We start from the raw sequence: 21,329 nt of genomic DNA, 5'->3' as shown, positions 1-21,329 counted from the left end.
CCATTATGTTTGGGGAGGTAACGGCCTGTGTCAGAAATCTTAGTACCCGATCTGGGAGAATCTATATCCGAAGGAACCATCTACAAATGGCTGGTTAAAGAAGGCGACACGGTAGGTCAAGGTGATGTGCTTGCTGAGTTAGAGACGGATAAAGTGAATTTGGAAATTAGTGCGGAGGTGGAGGGTGTCATCTCCTCCATCCTACGTCAAGCGGGCGAGAACGTAGCCGTTGGCGAAGCCATCGGCATCATTGGAGCCGCTAGCGGCAGTACACCGCAGGCCGCTGAGAGCAAAGCGCCTGAAGCGGCACCGGCAAGCGGCAGCGCAGCAGCCGCACCTGTAGCAGCGCCCGAAGTCGCTGCAGCGGGTGGCGAAAGCCCCGCTGCACTGGCATCGCCGGGCGCACGCAAGCTGGCACGGGAGCGCGGCATCGACCTCGGCGATGTTAGCGCCCGTGATCCTATCGGCCGGATTGGTCAGGCCGATGTGTCGGGTCATGGTGCAGCAGCGCCACAGGCCGCTGCACCGGTAGCTCCGGCGGCACAAGCCAAGCCGGAGCCAGCGAAGCCGGCTGCGAGCAAAGCCGCGCCGGAGGATGGCAAGAACGTGGAGCGCAAGCGCATGTCGCGCAGACGGCTCACGATTGCCAGCCGCTTGGTAGAAGCGCAGCAGACCGCAGCCATGCTGACCACCTTCAACGAGGTGGACATGACAGCGATCCTCGACATCCGCAAGCGCCGCAAGGATGCTTTTAAAGAGAAGCATGAAGTAGGACTAGGCTTCATGTCCTTCTTCACCAAAGCCGTGATCGGTGCGCTGAAGACCTACCCTCTGCTGAATGCAGAGATTGACGGTGAAGATCTTGTCGTTAAGAAATTTTACGATATCGGTATTGCCGTTGCGGCTAAGGAAGGTCTGGTGGTTCCAGTTGTCCGTGACGCAGATCGCCTCAGCTTCCCGGAAATCGAACGTCAAATTGGCGAACTCGCTTCCAAGGCACGCGCTAATACACTTAGTCTCTCCGAGCTTCAAGGCGGTACGTTCACTATCACCAACGGCGGTGTATTCGGTTCACTATTATCCACCCCGATTCTGAATACCCCTCAAGTAGGTATTCTAGGGATGCATAAGATTCAATTGCGTCCAATTGCGCTGGACGAAGAAAGAACCGTTAACCGCCCAATGATGTATATCGCCCTTTCCTACGATCACCGGATCGTTGACGGCTCTGAAGCGGTTAGCTTCCTTGTCAAAGTGAAGGAATTACTGGAAGATCCAGAAGCACTGCTGCTGGAAGGCTAACCCTGATCGATCTTTCGACTTAAGAATATAAAGAAGGTATCCCTAAAGCTTCGCATTAGGGATACCTTCTTTTGCATCTGAATTAACTTTTGAGATGAAGTATTTCATAATTACAAGGTGAATCATGAATCCTTAGGTTAGAAAGTCCGGCGTTGTCGGGAATGCTTCCTACCTTGCATATGATCTAACTGTATTTTATACACTTATTTATTTCTGATCTCCCATATCCTCTTCCTTAATTGCATTCTCTACAACTAAAATCCGTAAAAACGTTTATTTCCACTAATCTAACCAGTAATAGCTGTATTAAATACAACTACAGGGCTTATATAAAGGTATTAGTTAACTTTAATTGTATATAGTACAACTAACTTAGCGCATGTAACTACAAAACTACAAGAATCTACTTCAACAGCTCCCTAGCCAACTGCAGAAATTGCTCCTTACTCAAAATCTTATCTCCGTAGCTGCTGAGTGTATAATACGCATCCTGCTTCTCGTTATACCAATTCAGATAATCGTAGCTTACCTCTTCCTTCACTACTTTGTTATAGATCACTTCTGTGCCAGCCACTATAATCTTATCCGCTTGATTCTCAGGTTCTTGCTCCACGAACACTTTCCCGCCATGCATGATCGTGGTAGAGATACCTATAAAAGCATTATTCTTCGAATAAATTGCACTGATCCAGCCTGGTTCCGACCAAGGTATAGCCTTCATAAATAAATTACTACTTCCCTTATCTTTGTTTGCTTGGGCAGTAAGATCTTGTAACGTCTCCTGATATAGAGAACTGTTCTTCTCCGCATCCGTAGTCGGATGATTAGGGTTTATAACCCCATATTCAAAAGCATACCCTGCTGCCAATGCAGGAAGCATCGGCGCCCCTGTCCGCTTGATTTCCTTCAAAAAATCAGAATATTCGCCTATCCGCTGCTCTTTATACTTAAAAGACAATTCTGTTGCCAAGCCTGCTGCGCCTGCATTATTGTTCACAAGATAGGCGATCAATTCTCCCGGTTTAGCGAAAGCATCTACTTTCTGTGCATACTTATCATAGGAAGCTACTCCTGCAGATTCATTCGGCGCAACATGCTGAACCTTTACTACGCCTTCACTATTGCGGATCTGTATATATTCCGATGCAGCATACGCTGTCACTGAGATCATCAGGAACAAAGCTAACATACTGGCAACTGCCGTTGTTTTATTCATCGTCTTCAGCGAGAGCGAGAATGATCGCTTTCGATCTGATATGCCACGGATATGTCCCATAACCTTCTCTTCTACATCGATCTCACCCAGAAGTTCATTCCCGGCTGAGGCATAAATTATATTTTGGTATTCATCGCTGATTGTGGTTCGTTCCATCTGATCTCCTCCTCCAATTTCATAGCTTCCTGCACCTTCCGCTTGATCCGGTTCATTCTCTTCGTCAGTGCATTGGGACTGACCCCAAGAATTTCGCTTATCTCCGCATAAGTTTTTTCCTCGAACACCCGCAGAATAAGCATATTCCTCTCTTCCAGCGACAACTGTGCTAAAGCGGCTGACAATGAGGGATTAAACAACCGATCATCCAGCTCTTGTTCAGGACTTGCAGACATAAAATCAGGCTTGAAGATACTCATGACTCGCTTTTGCAAACGCCGTCTGCGCAGCAGGTTTAAGCAATGATGATACGCGATTCGATAGAGCCATGCCGAGAAATGCATCTGCGGCTTGTATTGATGGATAGATTGATAGCCTTTTACCAAAACATCCTGAACTGCGTCCTCCGCATCCTGCTTGTTTTCTAACAAACGATAGCAATAGCGGTAGATTGGCGTTTGGAAAGCTCTAACGATAAAAGCATACCGTTCGATATTGCCCTTTTGAATACTAATGATTAACTCTTCCAGCTCCTTTGGGTCTAGCGAATCCTGTGGCGTTGTAAGCACCTCCTTAACCTTTATATCTTCTATAACACTTGTGCAGCGAAAAAAGTGCCTATGTAAACCGAACTATTCTCCCAAATTCACTCCAATTATACACATGTAGAGGCTAATAAGAGCTATACAGTCAGTAACCCTAGCAGAATGAGCCAAAAATCAATAGTAGCTGCAATACGGACCGTGTTTCTGTAATATTCTCCAATGAGTAATTCATTCTGAATTCAGATCACCTTAGTTTTTTTGTTTCACATGCTCCACGGACTACTGCCCACCAATAGAAAAAAGACGTACAACTGTTGTCAGTTTGTACGTCTTTGTTTAATTTATTGTCTTTTTACCTTTAAGCCGTCCGTTCTGTAGCTTTGAGCCGAAGCGCTTTCTTCTCTTTCGCTTTCTCCACCGGCGGTTTTAGCGAAATTGCGATGATACAGGCCAGCAGACACAGGAGACCAAAGATCACGAAAGTAGGTTTAAACCCGCCCAGGAAGACGGCGATGAACGAACCTGAAAGGGCTCCAATACCGAAACCTTGATATACGATTCCATAGTTCTTACTATGATTCTTAAGACCAAAGAAGTCACTGACAATCGCCGGGAACACTGTAATGTTACCCCCGAAGCAGAATGCAATGGCAGCTACACAAGTGAAGAACAGTCCGAAATTCAGCGTCGCATAGCTAAGGGTCAACATAGCGGCTGCCGTTACTGCAAGCGAAGCGCCTACCAGCTTCAAACGGCTCATTTTGTCAGACAAGGCACCCAAGATCAAACGTCCTGCTGTATTAAAAATTGCGATCATCGCTACCGCATTAGCTGCCGTCTGTACATCAAGTCCAGCTAGCTGCACACCGATGTCTTTTACAATACCGATCAAATACAGACCACACATACAAGCGGTAAAGAAAATAATGAACAACAGATAAGCTTCTTTCGTACGTAGCATTTCTTTTACCGTGTAGTCTTTTGGTTTAGCGATAGTCGAAGTTGCTGTTGCACCCAGTGATGCCGCTTGTACTGGAGCTTCTCTGACGAGCAAGGAACCGATTACAATCATCACCATAACAATCATGCCCCAATACATAAACGTATTAGACACACCCACCGAGTCGATCAAACTACCATTGATATATTTAAAAATCAAACTCCCCGTTCCGTAAGCACCCACGGACACACCGGAGATTAAGCCTTTATTATTCGGAAACCATTTAATTAAGTTAGATAATGAAGTGATATAAGCTGTTCCGTCTGCAAAACCAACGATTACACCAGCCAATATATAGAACATTAGAAGCGAATTCGCCTGAGAGCTAAGAATCAATCCTAGACCAAGCACAATCCCTGCGGCGGCAGTTAACCGGCGAAGACCAAAACGATCCTGCAATTTCCCTGCGAACAAAGTCGCAAAAGCGAGTGCAAAGCTCGTGATCGAAAACGTAATCGAAACAGAATTAAGCTCCCATCCGAATTTTGTTACCAGATGTGCATTGAACAAGCTCCATGTATAAATGGTACCTAGACCCATCTGCATAATTACTGTTCCTAATACGATAAGCCACCGTTTGGCGTTTTTGTTGTCCATCGTCGAAGTCATGGTCTATTCCTTCTTTCCCTCTCGTGATCTGCTACAAGAGCTTCTTTTGCCTCTTTATTGTAGCTAAACCAGCGGATGTTGAGAGAAATCTGGCATGAGATGACGAAAATGAAGAATGAACTGCATTTATAGGCGCATGATCTGCCTGAATTCCTTTACCTTGCTTCGACTTACCGGCACCTCAAACTCCAAATCATGCAGGCGCAGCAAGTATGTATTGTTGAACCAAGGGATGATTTCCTTGATTTTGGACAGGTTAACGATATAGGAACGATGGCAGCGGAAAAAACGATCCTCCGGCAGTCGATTATAAAAATCGCTGATGCTGAGCGCCATACTATATTCCTCACCTTTAGTTATTACGCTCGTACTTTTCTCTTGTGCGGAGGCGTAATAAATATCATCAGCATTCACTACGATAATCTTCTCATTTTTCCACAGATTCACCTTATCACTTACTGGATTACGTTCCTCTTCCCCCTGTCTTCCGCGAGCAGCGAACGCCCCCTCTAGCTTGTGCAGCATAGCCTTAATGCGAACCTCGCTGTAAGGTTTAAGAATATAGTCAAACGCTTCAATCTCAAACGCCTCAGCGGCATGCTCCTTATACGCAGTAATAAACACTATATAAGGTTTTACCGAGAATCTGCTAATATTCTGAGCCAGCAGTACTCCGTCAATCGAGGGAATGTTAATGTCCAGAAAAATCACATCTACCGTCTCAACCTGTAAAAATTTTAGTGCATCCAGCCCATCTTCAAATTGTGCAGCAATATCGATTCCGCTGTGAGTCTCTATTAAATAAGCCAGTTCCTGTCTCGCTAGCTCTTCATCCTCCACGATAATTGCTCTCATAGGCCCTCCTTTTTGACATCAAAATAAATGTTCGTCCCTTTATCGAGCCTCTGAATTGTAAGACCAGTTCCATAGATGAGCTTGACCCGTTGATGTACATTAAACAGTCCGATCTTATTCTCCGGCATATCGCCAGCATAGACCTTCTCTATGGTTTCTTTGCTGATGCCCGCTCCGGTATCCCGAATGCCAACTCGAACATTATCGCCTTGATCTTTTACAGAAATCGTTACGGTTCCCGTCCCTCGTACCTTCAGTATGCCATGTATGATCGCATTCTCTACAAGCGGCTGAATGATTAGACTCGGAATCCGAACCTGAACCTCATCAATATCATAGAGGACATTAAGGCGACTTCCGAAGCGCGCTTTTTCAATCTCTACGTACTGTTGAACCTGTTGCAGCTCGCGCTTAATATCAATGAATTCATCCGTCAGCTCCAGATTGTATCTCATATAACCGGACAGATTCACGATCAGCTCGCGCGCCTTATCCGGGTTAATCCGAATCGAGGACGCAATCGCGTTCAGTGCATTGAACAGAAAGTGTGGGTTAATACTTGTCTGCAAAGCCTTTAGCTCTGCTTTGTTCGCCATTTCTTTAATGCCCTCAACCCGCGATACTTCCATTAGCGTAGAGATCATTTGCGACAAACCTACAGCCATAGCTTGTAGAGAATAAGTGATCTTGTGGGCTCTGGTGTAATAGATTTTGAGCGCTCCCGTCACTTCACCTTTTTCCTTCAATGGAATAATAATCAGCGATTTAATCTCCGGATTCACATAATCACTATCGTCGTTACGGATCGTAATTTCACCACTGGACAACGTCACCTTAGTTTCTTCACTTATAATTTCATTGGTCGTAGTATAGTCCTCTTCTCCAACACCAACGTAAGCGAGAATGAGTCTTGTATCCGAAATAGCTACAGCGTCTGCACCGATATCTTCTTTGATAATTTGGCAGATGGTACGAAGCGACTCGGGATTAATATTGCGAAAATAAGGCAAGGTCTTATTGGCAATATCCAGTGCCAGCTTGGACTGCTTCGCCGCAATCCGTTCCTTTTCACCTTCCACACTCTGCACTAGCATGACAATCAGACCGACACTAATCTGGCTCATAATCATCGGAAAAGCAATTTTGGACACGATATCCACACCCAGCGACGACGGTTCGGCCATCACTAGAATGAGCAGCATCGTCAGGGCTTCACAGGCCATCCCGGCCAAAATACCGGCCATCCAGCGACGTTCACCAGAAGTGCGGCGGTATATTACCCCTGACACAATCCCTGCGGTAATACTCGTAATCAGACAAGGAAGAGAGGTTACCCCTCCGATATCAATTAAAAAACGGTGAACCCCTGAGATGATGCCTGTTATGAGTCCTACCCATGGCCCGAACAAAATCCCACCAGACACGATGGCGATAATTCGCACATTCACAAGCGAGCCTTCCACATTAATGCCACTATAGGTACCGAAGATGGCGAATAAACTGAAGATCGTCGTCGCTATGGCAAGCTCCTGCGGGGCGTAGGTTCCTTTTTGAAAAATCTCTTTAAACCGCGGCAGACGAGTCAGCACGAACAGACACATCAGCAGTAGTGCAGCTCTTTCGAATAATTGCAGTAAAATCGTAAACGTATATTGCACGGTCTCCGCCTCCAAAGGACTAGATGTCGACTTATTATAAAGATAGTTCATGCCTCTGTCCATTCAGCCTATCCTTTAATACCTCTATTGAAACTCTTGTTGTATGATATGAACAGAATAAAAACATACATATACGGAGGTGGGCGGTTTGCAAAAATTAGAACACGAGGCAGATATCATACAGCTTGTACAAAATGATCCCTGGATGATGGATATATTAGAAAATGCTAGATCGCTGCAGTTACCTGACTGGTGGGTTTGCGCTGGCTTTGTGCGTGCAAAAATTTGGGACACCCTTCATGGCTTCGAAGAACGGACACCTTTGCCAGATGTTGATGTTATTTATTATGACGACAGCAATCATCAAGAGGAAGTGGAGAAGGATTGGGAGGCGAAACTAAGAGATTTAAACCCCAATGTTCCCTGGTCTGTTAAAAATGAAGCAAGAATGCATACCGTCAATCAACTTCCACCTTATACATCAGCTGTTGATGCGATATCCAAGTTTCCGGAAACCGCCACAGCGCTTGGACTCTCCCTAAATCCATCAGGTAAAATCATCCTAGTCGCTCCACACGGAATTTCCGATGTTATTCATGTAGTATTACGACCTACCCCACATTTTACTGAAAACCCGAGCTTACTCCCTATTTATGAACAACGAGTTATTAAAAAGAACTGGCAGGCGACGTGGAAACAGTTGCAGATCAGCACTACCTAAAATAACAAAAAGCAAGCCCCCAATATAGCAGGGCTTGCTTTTCTGGTTTTTTTACACCGCCAAATCGATACCTACTACACCAACGACATCTCCCTGACGATTCTTAATCGCTCTGGATAATGTAACACAAGAACGCTTCGTAATCGCTGATACATAAGGCTTCGAGACATATTCACCTTCATTTATGGCCCCATTCCACCAATCACGTCGCTTGGCATTCAAGAGGCCAGCCGCTGGCTCGGAATAGATAAAGGTCCCATCCGTCCGATTGGACCAAATGGCTTGTACATCCGGATTTTTTTTAATGTAAGAGGTCAAAACACCTTGATGAACTTCAGTATCCGGGTCATACAGTTCTTCCTTAGCTGAAATTGTCTCCAAGAGACTCTGCATTTCTTGAAGCCGGGCAGCATATTGGCTCATCTCGATTTCTTCTCGGGCTGCTATGCTGGTAACCGATTGCTGCAACGATTGCGACTCCGCTAACAGATTAGCGCTGACTTCGTTCAGCTGCCCGATCTGGCTCCGCTGCCGTGTCACTTGTTCCAGCGTAAGATCAACATTGGCAATCGTCTCATTCACGATAGCCACTGCCCCACTCAGCTCCGTCGTCACTTCAACAATCAGCTTGCCCTGCTTTGCGGCAGCATCGATGGTTTCTGTTACGGCGCTGCCTACCTCATCGACTCTCGACGCGATATCATCGAGTCGAAGCTTCACAGTGCCGACCTCGTTCACCCCACGTTCCACTGAAGCTTGCTCTTTCGTCACGGATTCCAGCACCTGCTGTACTCCGTTATTAATGTCGAGCAAGATGCCAGAGGAACGGTCTACCGAGCTCTTGCTTTGATCAGCCAGCTGCCGAATCCGGCTGGCCACCACCGCAAATCCGCGGCCCTGTTCCCCGGCCCGGGCCGCTTCTATGGAAGCATTAAGCGCTAGCAGTGAGGTCTCATCCACAATTCCGTTAATAAGCGTATTGATCTCTTCTACCATCGCAATATGATTACTCAAGATAGTAAACTTAGCTAACATGTCCCCGCTCTGCATCTGTAAATCCTTCATCACAGCATCTGCGATGCTCAAGGAATCAACCATGGTTGTCATTCCTTGACGAGCATATTTCATATTTGACCCCAGTCTCTCCGTCAACTCTTCGATATGTGCGGTAACGGATGCTACTCCGCCCATTGTCTGATAAGCACCTTCAATATTAGCTTTAGCTTCGTTACTGCGAATCCGCAAATCCATCTCGTATTCATGTGAATAATCTGCTGTCCGCTGCAGCTCTTCTGTATGACGACTGATTTCTTCGAGTGCACCATGCAGTCGGTCCGAAGTAACTACAATCTCATTGCCAAGCAGCTCAACTTTATTCTGCGACTCCTTCAGCAGCGCTTCTTTGCGGTAACCGTAGCGGGACAAATTTAGTAGGACCCAGCCTAGAGAAGCCATAAGCAGGATGATTACCAGCTTATGAATCCAGAACATGTCTATCAACAAACTGTAAACACTGACAAGGAGCAACAGGACGACTACAAAAATCTGGCTAGGGCGAATCTGCATCATTATTCCCACTCCACTCGATTGATGTTATGTATTCTAACATTATATCAGCAGAGTTAGTTAAAGGAAATACTTTCTATACTATTCCTTTTCGATCAGTCTTTTCACACGCAAATCCATATCCCTGGAGGACCTACACCAACGTTACCGTAATATACGAATATATTTGGAGATAATTGGTCGAGAGGGAATCCGTAATTATTGTCGAATATATAAGCAAATTGCCACTGGAAAAGAGGAACACATTATGCATACTACATCTCAAACTCCTCGTCAGACCCATTGGAATCGCGTGCTGCTTAATGCATTCTGGATCATCCTGATTGTGGATTTAAGTATTCATATGTTTGTTTCTCAATGCCTATGGGGCCAACATTCGGATACCCTAACCATGGGAGAGTTTATTACTCAGTCGCTGATTCCTGATTCCATCATATTGACTTTGATCATTATTCTGGAATTTATCTATAGATGGAAACCCTTATGGTCCGAGCTAGCTATTACAGTAGCGAGCCATTTATTTGCGCTTCTGATTATCATCAATCTCAATGATGAACTGTATGTAATGTCATTAATTATGCTGCTGCCGCTGCTTGTATCCATGATCTATATGAAGTCTAGTTATATGATAGCCTCTTCTGCTGTTTGTCTACTGTACACGATCATTTTATTCATCAAGGCATCTAATCACGGATACGTCCCCATCACCCAAACTATCATTATTGTTCTTATTTTTGCTGCTACTGCTTTAGCAGGCTTTGCAGTCATCGGTCGTGGGCGTGATTTGATGAGATCACTGGAGAACTCCGTAAAGTCAGAACAGGAATTACGCATTCAGAATATAATCATGGATCGGCTATCCAAGATCGATCCTCTGACGGACCTTTATAATCATAAGACGTTTCATGAATACTTAGGATGGCTGATCGATCATCAGCAGAGTAATCCATTTCCCATGCAGCTAGCCGTTATGGACATCGACAACTTCAAAAAAGTAAATGATTCCTATGGGCATTCCGTTGGAGATATCGTATTACAAAAGGTTGCAGCGATCCTCCTCGAGCATGTCGGTCCTGATGATTTCGCGGCTCGCTTTGGCGGGGAAGAATTTGTCGTCATTCTGACTTCTAAAACCCTTGATCATTCTCATGAGATTATGAAGCATATTCTAACGTCCATCTCCGATACCCCTTTTGCGGAAATGAACGGCAAAAGCGTAACCGTCAGTATCGGTATGCACGATTTTATAGGTACAGATTCCAAAAATTCTACATTTCAGAAAGCAGACGATGCACTTTACGAGGCTAAGAATACCGGGAAGAACAAAATCGTAATCAGCTAAAGACCGAACACAAGCAAAAACGCCTTCGACGTCCCTAATGGACGGTAAGCGTTTATGCGAGAAATATAAGGAAAAATATATAGCGTGAAACTTATAAATTCTTATATTTGAACAAATAAGCCCACGGATCTTTTCACGGGCTTGTTTGTGTTCATCTGTTTGAATCTGACTGCTAAATCCCATAGCGCCTCTGTGTTTCCAAAAGCTCTTCGACTGCCTGCTTTGGCACAGGTCTGCTAATCAGGTAGCCTTGAACCTTGTCGCAGCCTAATTGCTTGAGCAAATCCATTTGAATAACCTCTTCTACACCCTCTGCTACAACTTTTAGTCCCATATTATGCCCCAACTGTATAATGGACTGCACAAAAGACTGGCTGTTAGCTTTTTCTGAGAGTGAATCAATAAAGGTTTTATCCATCTTGAGCGTTGAAATCGGTAATTGCTGCAAATAGCTAAGTGATGAGTAGCCCGTTCCGAAATCATCCAAGGCGATACTAATGCCCTTAGATTTAAGAAACTGCAGCTTACCCAGAATACTCTCAAATGATTTCATAAAAATAGACTCCGTGATTTCCAGCTCAAGACAGCTTGGATTTAGGCCACTTACTGCCAGACTATCCTGTACCATCTCGATAAAATCGTTCTGGAATAGCTGAATAATCGAAATATTGACAGATATTTTATAAGGAACACCTGTACGATCTTGAATACCTTTCATAAAGATGCAAGATTCGCGAAGCACCCATTCACCAATATCGATGATCAGTCTGGAATCCTCAGCAATTTTTATAAACGAAAGTGGAGATACAGAACCAAGCGATGGGCTGTTCCAACGAATTAAAGCTTCAAAGCCTGAGATGAATCCGGATTCGATATCCATCTGGGGCTGATAGTTCAGTTCAAATTCATTATTGTTCATTGCACTGCGCAAATGTTTCTCTATATTCATTCGTTCATTAAACGCTGTATGCATCGATTTGTCATAGACTACATAAGTTCCCTTGCCATCCTCTTTAGCACGGTACATCGCCACATCCGCATTACTCAAAATTTGCTCGGCCGTCTCTCCATCCTCTGGATAAAAGGAAATTCCGATGCTTAGAGAGACGTACAGATTACTCTCTCCTATTAAAAAGGACTGCCGGAACGCTCTCATTATATGCTCTGCCAGATTCAATACAGCCTCACGGTCCTCTGTATCCTTAATAAAAATAACAAATTCATCTCCACCTAGCCGTGAGAGCATATCTCCTTCCCGCATCAGTGACTGCAATCTCTCACTTGCCTTCCGGATGAGTACATCCCCGGATTTATGACCTAAGGTATCGTTGATGTATTTGAAATTATCTGAATCTAGAAACAGTAGTGCAAATTTCCCTCCCGGATGCTTTAGATACTTCTCCATGGTCTCCAGCAGACATAAACGGTTAGGTAAATTACTGAGCGCATCCACATAAGCCAGACGATGCATATGTTTCTGATTGTCTAGAAGCATATTATATTGTACCAGAAGCTCCTGTTGAGTAGTCGCGAGCTGCTCATAGGTCGCCCCAAGCTCTTGGTAGCTGTTGCTCAGATTAAGCTCCGCTTGCTTCCGCTCGCTGATATCAATCAAGGAGCCCATAAATAACAGAACTTCATCCTTTGGATTAACGGTAGCCTTACCCCTAACTTCAAACCACACGATTTGATTGTCCTTGGTAATCATGCGGAATTCCGTTTCGAAAATAGGTGTAACACCCTCCAGGTGATCATGTTTAAGCTTACGGGTTGAAGCTAGGTCATCGGGATGAACGATACTAAAAGCTCCCTCTTCAAACGAGTTGATTTCATCCTTCGTGTAACCTATGAGGTCATACCATCGGTCTGATAAATTAAAACGTCTCGCCTCCAAATCAAACTCCCACATATATGCACCAGAACCTTCTGTGGTGAGCCGGAAACGTCGTTCACTGATTTGAAGCCTATTAAATTGTTCCTGTAGATCGACCTCTGTCGCTGAGAGCTCTTCGTATGTAGCTTCCAATTCCCTATAACTTAGCTGTAGCCTCAGCTCATTTTGTTTACGATTATCGATATCCACACCTACAAGTACAAAGATATCGGCTGCTTGCTTATCAAGTCCTTTTAATAAGGCTGTCCGGAATGAAAAATATCGCGCTTCAGATGACTGGTCTGGGAGCTTAATTTCTACGTTGTTAACATATTCATTCCGTATTGCCCGCATCAAAAGATCACGGATTGCAGCCGTACTACCTTCTAGACCATCGATATCCTCAATATTTACTCCCAGCACCTTTTTTTCACTTAAACCCGTCATCCGCTCAGCAAACTTGTTAAACCGCACTACCTTTTTATCTGCCTGCACCGCCCAAACTACCATACCACTATGCTCTATAACATCCTCAAAAAATTGATGCTCTGAATAAACAGCACGCCGTAAACGATTAATATTCATTTTAAGCAGGACTCCACCCAGCATAAGAAGACAGAATAGAAGGATTGCTCCGTAAACCCATCTTTTGTGGATCATGCCTTTATAATAATCAGAATGAACGAAGAAATAGTTCTGGTACAATTCTTCAAAAGCACCCGAATGCTGTAATTCCACCAATCTCTCGTTAACATAAGAAACTAACTCCGGTGTAGACTTATTGATTGCAAAAGCCACATCCCTGGGATAAAGATCATTCATTTCCTTAATAATACTGTCCGTCTTCCCCTGTTCAACGAGCAGATAATCGACCACCTCCTGATTCTCAAATAGAAGGTCAATCTCCCCTTTTTCTAAAGCCTCCAAGGCTTTAGGGATCGTTGCATATTCTACGTAATCATTAATTCCCAGTTTCCCGTTCAGTACTGTTTCAGAATACTGCCCGTTTCCTAGACCTATCTTATAACCTCCAAGCTTATTTAAATCGATCTCACCCTTAAGCCCTCGCCTTGCGTAGATTGAAATATAGCTTTTGAAAACAGGTTCCGAAAATAACAACTCTTGTTGTCGTCCTTCCGTTACTGCCATTAGACCCGCTGTTTCGATATCTCCCTGAACGAGCCGATTATATACATCAGGCCACTTCCCTGTACTGTAGTGGACATCGTAATCCTGCTTCTCAAAGATCATATTACTCAATTCAATATCAAAACCGGTCATGTACCCATCTTTTATATATTTATAAGGTGGATATTCCAGCTCTACTTGATATTCGATCTCCTTTCTTTCGGCGTGAATGGCAGTAGGAGGTAAGAGCATAAACAGAATGCTAATCAGAAGCAACAGTCTGTACTGCTTCATCGCTCATTCCCCCTTTTTACTGAATTTACAGTAATATCCTAAATGTTATTCGACAAAATATGGCAATACCCCTGCTTTTTCTTTCCTCGTCACATAATATACGCAAATCCCAGCAATGAACCCTTCCCTTTGTAATTTATATAAAATTACGGATGCTACATTTTTATATTGCTTTTTAGATAGAAAATGTGGATAATAGCAATAATGATACAAGTTGATAATGATTATCATTATTAAATAAGTTATTGATTTCACTTTACTATATTTAAGTTAAAAGGAGACTGATCACCCATGAACGTTACCTCTACCAGAACAACACTACAGGTTGACGATTATCTGGATCTGCTCAATCTTGCCGTTAAAGTTGGAGATTTAAAATGGCAAAAAGAAATTAAATCCAGATTGCAATACATTCTTTGTCTGCCGACAAGATAATCTTTCTGAATATTCGCCGCATTCCTTTAGGGAATGCGGCTTTTTTTGCTTGTATGATTGGCAGCCATGTAAGAATAGGAGTATCCCCGCGTCACGTGAGGGTTAATGATATAGTATAATTATCAGCATAATATATTGAATACAAAGTCCTTCAGATTGGAGCGTGTCAGCTTGAAAAAGTATTTAGCTTTATTCTTATTGATCAGCGTGTTATGGATACCCGTTGCATACGCCGCCGAAATCCCTGCTCAACAGGGATTAGTAACCGATAAAGCTGGAATGTTTAGTTCCGCAGAAGCGACGTCCATTTCTGCTGCTGCCACTGGAGATCTCGTTACTATGCATGTACTCACCGTAGATTCCTTAAACGGCACTCCGGCCGATAAATACGCCGAGGATACTTACGCCTCATGGGGACTGTCCACTCGCGATATTCTCTTGCTGATCTCCGCTGGCGATCAGTCCATTGAACTTAATTTTAACAATCCTGGCTTTCAAACCTCGTTAAATGCCTGGTCCCAAAATCAGGGAGGAAAATCAGGAAGTGCTGCCATTACAGCGCTGCTTGATACTTATTTCATCCCTTATGCCAGAGAAGGAGACTTCGCTGGAGGGACAAAGGCTTTAATTAAAGCGGTTCATTCCATCGGGGAGAGTACCGGAAATGTTGGAGGAAGTGCAGGAAGCGGTAGCGCAGTTGGCAGTACGAATAGCGGTTTAGGGAACGGAACCTCCGGTAAACCAGGGAACTCGGTCAATACAGGAAGCCGCTCCAGTAGCTCCATGTTTACGATTGCCGCCATTCTAATCGGAATCGTACTAATACTACTTGTGCTATTTATTGTGATCACAGGTATACGTCGACGCAAACAGCTAAACGTACAACAAGAGCAGTTATCCGATTTGCTAGTACGGGCGAATCGAGCATTGGAGTCATTAAAGCCATTTCAAGGGATCGTTCAGGGAAAAACCGAGGTACTGGTAGAAGGCATTTCAAAACGACTCTCTGCAAAGCTCGTTGAAATCTCTTCACTGCAAAATGATGGGCAAGGTGTACAGCCACCCTTTTATCATTTGACTGCCCTTAAGGCAGCCGTGGAACAATTACAGCAGACTGAGGACTCCTTCCGCGCAGCGCTTGAGGAGGAAGAGAAGAACATTGCTGTCATCAGTGAAGCTGATCGCAATGTTAAACAGCGAATTACAGAGCTGAAAGAGGATGCACCAGAGCTTGAAGAGCAGCTACAAGGTGCGGTTAAAGAAACTGGCTATGCACTTCAAGAAATTGTAGAAGAGCTCAAGGAGCTTGCCGAGGAGACCTCTAAGGCAGATCAATTGGAGCTTTTTGACCCTATCGCCGCACAAGAAATTACCGAGGATGCACAAGATCGCCAAGAAAAGATTGAACAAGACCTGAAGGATGTCGATCTCTACGATGATAAGCTAAACCAGTTCCCTACGGTATTAGCTGCAGTCCGTACCAAAATCACAAACATCATCGAGCAGAATTCACTCCACAACATGAAGGTAAAACCATTTGACCGTCTGGAGCAGGCCCGCGCAGAATCGCTGACTCTTGAAGCGCCGCTGCGTGTTGGAGATATGGATGAGGTGCGCAAGATTGGCGCCACTCTTGACCTTCTCCTGGATGAGGCTGTTGCTATGACAGAACAACAAGCACTCCTTCGGCAGAACAACCGCAGAGATTTAGAGACATTCCGCACCGAATGGAGCCAATTAAAACAGCGGCGAGACGGACTGCAAAGCCGGATTACCGAAGCACGTATGTATTTTGAAGAACAACATGTGTCAACTGTGGAGAACATCCTTACAGAGTGGAGCACACGCCTTCGGGAAGGTGCTAGTGAAGTGGCGCAGATTGAGAATTGGACCAGTGATGAGCGCGGCGAATATGATAAGGCCCACAATGCGCTAGAACAGTTGCTGTCCCTCCTAGATGAAGCTGCAAGACAGTTCGATGGTGTCTCAGAAAGTCTAAATGCACTTCATGAAAGACTGGATAAGGTCACTCGCCTCTTTTCCGAAGGGCAAAGCCGGGTGGAAAAGACCCAGCGAATGCTGCATAGCAGAGGATTATCTTCTAGAATTCACTTCGAGCTATCCTTACTGCCGGAATACAGTGCACTGGATCATCGCCTGGCATCCCGGCCTTATAATCTTGAGGAACTGGAGTCCCTTGGCCGTTCTTATGATTCACAGATCACTTCCTTTGTGAATGAAGCGAACCGACTCGTTCGTCAGAAGGAAGAAGAAGAACGACTAGCTCAATTAGCTATGATGAGAGAACAGCAACGTCGCGCGCAGGCTCGCAAACGAATGTCCTCTGGCCCTCCTTCATCAGGTGGATTCGGTGGAGGACGCTCCTCCGGTGGCTCCTCCTGGGGTGGAGGCGGCAGCGGTGGCAAATCCTCCGGCGGATCTTCTTGGGGCGGCGGAGGGAAGTCCGGCCGAAATTCATCAGGCGGATCCAAGTGGTAGACTATCTCCAAACAAAAGACTCTTCCAGCCTGCTTGGGCGGAAGAGTCTTTTATTATGAATTACTGCTTGCATGACGAAGAAATAGTCATGACAAGCCCTTTATTTTATTGGCAGATAAATCGTAACGGCCGTACCTACGCCCACTTCACTCGCTATGGCCACTCGCCCTCTATGTGCAGATACTATCTTTTTAACAATCATGATTCCCAGTCCATTACCATCACCTCTGGTCGTGTGAAAAGGCTGGCCTAATTTATCGAGTACTTCCCGGTTCATACCCTCTCCGTTGTCTGTGAAGGTAATCTTCTGGAATCCATTCTCCACATCTAGGGCAACTGTAATGCTTCCGCCAAAGGGCAAGGCTTCCATTGAGTTTCTTAGGATGTTTAGGAAGACCTGCTTGATATGATTGCGATCACACAAGATATTCGCATCAAAATGGAATTGCGTGTTCAATGATATATTATTCATCTCCACTTGAATCGCAAAGATGCTGAGCACTTCCTGCAGAATCGTGCTACATTGTTCTACCCTATAATGCGCAGCCTGCGGTTTACCTAATATGAGGAACTCACTCACAATGAGGTTCATTCTTTCTACTTCTGACATAATAAGATCATAATGTAGCAGTTGCGAATCTTTATTGGCCAGTTGAAGCATTCCTTTGACTGTAGTTAGCGGATTGCGAATCTCATGTGCGATACTCATGGCTAGTTGTCCAGCAACCACTAGCTTCTCTGTATTGCGCAGCACTTCTTCCGTTTTTTTCATCTCTGTGATATTACGAAGACTCCCAATCACACGAGCTAAACATGCATTCGAATCATAAACCGGAAGCACATCCAGCATATAATGTTCAAACAAACCGTTGCTCTCTTGAATCACTTCCAGCCCAGCACATGCCTCTTGCTGAAGAATGACATGCTGAAAATAAGAGCCCACATTTCGAATTTCGAAGACACTGGCACCGATAACAGATTCTTGATGTTCACCATCCAAATGAAGCATGTTTAAGCAGTTCTCATTTATATTGACGATCGTTCCGAGTTCATCCGTTATAATAACACCCAAATAATTGGTATCCAATAGGATTCGATTTAAAAGCTGAAGCTCAGCATTCCCTCTACGCAGCAAAATCTCGCGTTCGATGGAGTCAGCCATGGTACAGAGTAAAGGCAATAAGTGGGGATGCGCCACATCTATATCCGCCATAAATGATATCGTCCCCAATATTTCTCGTCCATCCTCTTTATAAAAAGGAGCCGTACAGCATACTAAACGATGAAGAATTTGATGATAATGGTCTTGTCCCTTCAACTGAAAAGGCCGCTGGTGTTCGAGACACAACGCAATTGAATTTGTACCCACTTCTTTATTTAGTTGTACACCTTCTTTGATGCCAACCTGCCCAACGAGATCAATAATTGTCGGATCCCCTTTGAACGCCAATAGATAACCTGCATCATCCGATATCGTAACAAGGATCGGATTACCTTTTACTGAAGAAAGGAACTTAGTCACAAAAAAATCAATAACCTCAATCACTTCACTATATACACGGAGTTGTGACCCCAGTTCATCTGCAGCATAACATTTTGGAAAAATAGGAGGCTGCTCAGGGTCTATTCCTTGATCCATGCAATGCTGATTGGAAGCCTTAATGATAGTCTCATCCGTCAGTACCCCTGTTGTCTTTTCCAAAGCCTTACCCCATTCTGTATGAATCTTCAATTTTGTAATACTAATATGTATTCTACTTCTTTCCCCCTAATCCTTTTGAACCCTAAAAAATCAAAATATCCCAATGCGAATAAATTTCTTGCAGCACAAAAAAACTCCGCTCTTTTAAAGAGCGAAGTTGCGGATGCACATTATTTCTTCTTAATCCTTCGTGTCGTCAAGAAAAGGTTTGTTCACATAATAATACATAACCCCCATCAGAACTCCACCGCCAATTAGATTTCCGATTGTAACGGGCACAAGATTATGTACCACACCGCCCCACGAAACCGTTCCGGGATGGTCAAGGACTAATGCAATTGCAAAGGTGCACATATTGGCAATACTATGCTCATAACCGGAGATGAAAAAACAGAATACGAATAAGACCATTGCGAACATTTTGGCCCCATCGCCCTTTATATTCATCGGGATGAAAAAAGCCATACAAACGAGCCAGTTACAGAGGATAGCACGGAAAAAAAGCTGACCTGCCGGAGCCTCCATTTTATGCTCAACCACATATAGTAAAAAACCATTTACATCAGAACTGTAAAACAGGCCTGTTAAAAAAATCAACAGTGCAAATGCAGCAGCACCAAGAATGTTACCTATATAACTCATGACCCACATACGTACAACCTCGGTCCATTTCATTTTGCGCCTCAAAGCCGTGTACGTGTAGTAGAAAGTATCTCCGGTAAATAAGTCCCCTCCCCCGTATGAGATTAGAATGATCGCTGCTCCAAAAGTAATCGCAGCCATTGGATACGCAAATGGTGAATGCTCCATATAGAAGTAGTTGCCTGTCTTGAATGCTACAATTACGCCGAACCCGATAAACATACTGGCCAGCATGGCTCTGGCAATATAGCGCAATATACTTTGCCGATAGATCTTTTGTTTCTTAAGTGCTAATTGTTCAACCTGTAGCAGCGCCTCGTTCTCCATGTGACCTCCTTAGGAATTTGGGTTTTCCAGCTAGTTATCGGCTAATCGTGCAATCTTGCGTTATTATACCCAATAACCAGCTGGAAATTACTTGAACCAAATCATGGTAAAAATCCTAAGTGTCCTCATTCATTTTTGCAATCGCTTCTGCTCTTTCACTACTGGCTACGATGATAAGCACGAGTATCAAGCACCCTAAGATCATATGCCTATCCTCACTTCCTCCACATAGTCTTGTGACAACTTATGTGTGAAGATAGGGCTTTATGATTGAGTATTGGCGTTTAAAAAAGCCTGTTGAATGAATTCAACAGGCTTCTCAATCTATTCTCTGTATTTTTATTATTGTCAAAACAATTTAGTTCAAGAAACTGCTCAGTTGACTCTCAGCCTCTCCTTGCTTCAGTGCCTGAGGCTTGTCCGCCTCATTTAGTCCTAAACGATTGCCTAGTTGAGTATTGATTGCCGTCATTTTAGACGTATAATCCTGGCAGCTCTCAATAATGCGACGGTTGGACTGTTCTGAAGTGTCTAATGCGCTAAGCAGATCACCGATCGCTTGATTCACAGCTTCCATAGACATAGAAGGCTTAGACAGCAACTCGGTTGTTTTCTCTGTAGTGGTACGCAGCAGACGTGCATTTTCTTTAAATTGATCTTCAATCGTCTTATTCGTCGCTTCTACAGCATTGATGACGTTCTCCTGATCCGCTAAAGACATCGCAATCATTGCCGACACCGTGATCAGATTAGAGGTCTTATCAATAGCGTTATTCACGGAATCAATCAGCTTGTCATTATTGTCATTAATAATATCTGTAGCAGCAATCGCTTGATTGTACAGCAGAATCATTTCTGTCATCGACTGAATTCGAACCATCACTTTACGCAAACCGCGCTCCAGATAAGCTTTACGGTACTCATTCTCAGGCTTCGCGATCTCTACCTCGAACAACTCTTTCAACTTAGTGCCGAAAGCAATTTTGGTCTGTAGGTTATAGATCTCTTCCATGGAAGTACGTTTCAGCTGACGCATATTCACAATGCTCTCTTCGAGGGTATCTCTACCATCGCGAAGCCCTGTAACAATGGCATCAATGTTCGTGCGGACCGACTGATATTTGTACACATAGTTCTTCATCGGACTCTTGCGTAGCATCTTGCCAAAGAAGCTCACATTCTTACTTTGCTGCAGATTCTCACACTCATTCCGCAGCTTCATAATCATGTTAGGCACTTCAACGCGTTTACCAGACATCAGGTCATTCACCGGGCGATCCAGCAGCTTCAAGGTTTGTCCCGCTTTTTCCTGCGTCTTAACCCCAAGCTTACCGATATCATCCATCAAGGAATCCAGTGTAACAGTATCCGTTTGGGATACCTTCTCAATTAATTGTGCCGCTTCCTCGACTACCTTTTGTTCATCTTCTTTTTTTAATTGGATCAACTGCGTGGACAT

The 21,329-nt window shown here is 44.3% G+C and carries 15 protein-coding genes; 5 read left to right on the top strand and 10 right to left on the bottom strand.

The window, feature by feature from the left end; translation table 11 throughout:
• Positions 1–27: 27 nt before the first annotated feature.
• The gene (gene odhB / locus MKX41_RS26520) at positions 28–1,302 is read left to right on the top strand and encodes a 2-oxoglutarate dehydrogenase complex dihydrolipoyllysine-residue succinyltransferase (RefSeq protein ID WP_340973831.1); all 1,275 of its coding nucleotides are present in this window, start codon (positions 28–30) and stop codon (positions 1,300–1,302) included.
• A gap of 403 nt (positions 1,303–1,705) precedes the next feature.
• Here odhB and MKX41_RS26515 read toward each other — a convergent pair whose 3' ends face one another.
• The 5 genes from MKX41_RS26515 to MKX41_RS26495 all read right to left on the bottom strand — a co-directional run bounded on the left by MKX41_RS26515 (position 1,706) and on the right by MKX41_RS26495 (position 7,284).
• Entirely contained in the window at positions 1,706–2,674 is a 969-nt protein-coding gene (locus tag MKX41_RS26515; RefSeq protein ID WP_340973830.1) for a hypothetical protein, read from the bottom strand.
• Positions 2,635–3,243, bottom strand: coding sequence for an RNA polymerase sigma factor (locus tag MKX41_RS26510; RefSeq protein ID WP_076299891.1), 609 nt, complete (start codon positions 3,241–3,243; stop codon positions 2,635–2,637). The genes MKX41_RS26515 and MKX41_RS26510 overlap by 40 nt, the downstream gene beginning before the upstream one ends.
• Before the next feature lie 334 nt (positions 3,244–3,577).
• A complete protein-coding gene (locus MKX41_RS26505) occupies positions 3,578–4,816 on the bottom strand; it encodes an L-lactate MFS transporter (RefSeq protein WP_339268334.1) in 1,239 nt (412 codons plus the stop codon).
• Between the two features lie 138 nt (positions 4,817–4,954).
• Positions 4,955–5,683, bottom strand: coding sequence for a LytR/AlgR family response regulator transcription factor (locus MKX41_RS26500; protein ID WP_042184277.1), 729 nt, complete (start codon positions 5,681–5,683; stop codon positions 4,955–4,957).
• Positions 5,680–7,284 (bottom strand): sensor histidine kinase, encoded by a 1,605-nt coding sequence (locus MKX41_RS26495; RefSeq protein ID WP_340975098.1) that lies wholly within the window; start codon positions 7,282–7,284, stop codon positions 5,680–5,682. Before MKX41_RS26495 ends, MKX41_RS26500 begins: the two co-directional genes overlap by 4 nt.
• A gap of 262 nt (positions 7,285–7,546) precedes the next feature.
• Here MKX41_RS26495 and MKX41_RS26490 point away from each other — a divergent pair, with 262 nt between their 5' ends.
• Complete coding sequence (locus tag MKX41_RS26490) at positions 7,547–8,062, top strand: nucleotidyltransferase family protein (RefSeq protein WP_340975096.1); 516 nt, start codon at positions 7,547–7,549, stop codon at positions 8,060–8,062.
• A gap of 51 nt (positions 8,063–8,113) precedes the next feature.
• On the opposite strand, the gene MKX41_RS26485 is transcribed toward MKX41_RS26490, so the two are convergent.
• Entirely contained in the window at positions 8,114–9,631 is a 1,518-nt protein-coding gene (locus MKX41_RS26485) for a methyl-accepting chemotaxis protein (RefSeq protein ID WP_340973828.1), read from the bottom strand.
• 244 nt (positions 9,632–9,875) lie between these two features.
• Here MKX41_RS26485 and MKX41_RS26480 point away from each other — a divergent pair, with 244 nt between their 5' ends.
• Positions 9,876–10,970 carry a GGDEF domain-containing protein gene (locus MKX41_RS26480; protein WP_149646260.1) on the top strand — a complete coding sequence of 365 codons (1,095 nt, stop codon included), beginning with the start codon at positions 9,876–9,878 and terminating at the stop codon, positions 10,968–10,970.
• 172 nt (positions 10,971–11,142) lie between these two features.
• On the opposite strand, the gene MKX41_RS26475 is transcribed toward MKX41_RS26480, so the two are convergent.
• A complete protein-coding gene (locus tag MKX41_RS26475) occupies positions 11,143–14,265 on the bottom strand; it encodes an EAL domain-containing protein (protein WP_340973827.1) in 3,123 nt (1,040 codons plus the stop codon).
• A 291-nt stretch (positions 14,266–14,556) separates the two neighbouring features.
• On the opposite strand from MKX41_RS26475, the gene MKX41_RS26470 reads away from it, so the two are divergent.
• Together MKX41_RS26470 and MKX41_RS26465 are read left to right on the top strand one after the other, a co-directional pair.
• Positions 14,557–14,700 (top strand): hypothetical protein, encoded by a 144-nt coding sequence (locus MKX41_RS26470; RefSeq protein ID WP_167348483.1) that lies wholly within the window; start codon positions 14,557–14,559, stop codon positions 14,698–14,700.
• Positions 14,701–14,871: 171 nt separating this feature from the next.
• The gene (locus tag MKX41_RS26465) at positions 14,872–17,199 is read left to right on the top strand and encodes a septation ring formation regulator EzrA (RefSeq protein ID WP_340973826.1); all 2,328 of its coding nucleotides are present in this window, start codon (positions 14,872–14,874) and stop codon (positions 17,197–17,199) included.
• Positions 17,200–17,299: 100 nt separating this feature from the next.
• Here MKX41_RS26465 and MKX41_RS26460 read toward each other — a convergent pair whose 3' ends face one another.
• The 3 genes from MKX41_RS26460 to MKX41_RS26450 all read right to left on the bottom strand — a co-directional run bounded on the left by MKX41_RS26460 (position 17,300) and on the right by MKX41_RS26450 (position 21,329).
• Positions 17,300–18,901, bottom strand: a complete 1,602-nt coding sequence (locus tag MKX41_RS26460; protein ID WP_076285217.1) for an ATP-binding protein — start codon at positions 18,899–18,901, stop codon at positions 17,300–17,302.
• A gap of 180 nt (positions 18,902–19,081) precedes the next feature.
• Complete coding sequence (locus MKX41_RS26455; protein WP_076285132.1) at positions 19,082–19,870, bottom strand: formate/nitrite transporter family protein; 789 nt, start codon at positions 19,868–19,870, stop codon at positions 19,082–19,084.
• A gap of 358 nt (positions 19,871–20,228) precedes the next feature.
• Positions 20,229–21,329 (bottom strand): toxic anion resistance protein, encoded by a 1,101-nt coding sequence (locus tag MKX41_RS26450; RefSeq protein ID WP_042184271.1) that lies wholly within the window; start codon positions 21,327–21,329, stop codon positions 20,229–20,231.

Origin of the sequence: Paenibacillus sp. FSL R5-0475 (assembly GCF_038004585.1) — a bacterium.
Taxonomy (GTDB): domain Bacteria; phylum Bacillota; class Bacilli; order Paenibacillales; family Paenibacillaceae; genus Paenibacillus_AQ.
This window is presented reverse-complemented; position numbering and strand designations above follow the sequence as displayed.

Bases quoted from the DNA above. Each gene is read 5' to 3' on its own strand.
- MKX41_RS26500 (WP_042184277.1), bottom strand. From the start codon at position 5,683: ATGAGAGCAATTATCGTGGAGGATGAAGAGCTAGCGAGACAGGAACTG.
- MKX41_RS26505 (WP_339268334.1), bottom strand. From the start codon at position 4,816: ATGGACAACAAAAACGCCAAACGGTGGCTTATCGTATTAGGAACAGTA.
- MKX41_RS26515 (WP_340973830.1), bottom strand. From the start codon at position 2,674: ATGGAACGAACCACAATCAGCGATGAATACCAAAATATAATTTATGCC.
- MKX41_RS26480 (WP_149646260.1), top strand. From the start codon at position 9,876: ATGCATACTACATCTCAAACTCCTCGTCAGACCCATTGGAATCGCGTG.
- MKX41_RS26450 (WP_042184271.1), bottom strand. From the start codon at position 21,329: ATGTCCACGCAGTTGATCCAATTAAAAAAAGAAGATGAACAAAAGGTA.
- MKX41_RS26470 (WP_167348483.1), top strand. From the start codon at position 14,557: ATGAACGTTACCTCTACCAGAACAACACTACAGGTTGACGATTATCTG.
- MKX41_RS26495 (WP_340975098.1), bottom strand. From the start codon at position 7,284: ATGTGTCTGTTCGTGCTGACTCGTCTGCCGCGGTTTAAAGAGATTTTT.
- MKX41_RS26455 (WP_076285132.1), bottom strand. From the start codon at position 19,870: ATGGAGAACGAGGCGCTGCTACAGGTTGAACAATTAGCACTTAAGAAA.
- MKX41_RS26485 (WP_340973828.1), bottom strand. From the start codon at position 9,631: ATGATGCAGATTCGCCCTAGCCAGATTTTTGTAGTCGTCCTGTTGCTC.
- MKX41_RS26490 (WP_340975096.1), top strand. From the start codon at position 7,547: ATGATGGATATATTAGAAAATGCTAGATCGCTGCAGTTACCTGACTGG.
- MKX41_RS26475 (WP_340973827.1), bottom strand. From the start codon at position 14,265: ATGAAGCAGTACAGACTGTTGCTTCTGATTAGCATTCTGTTTATGCTC.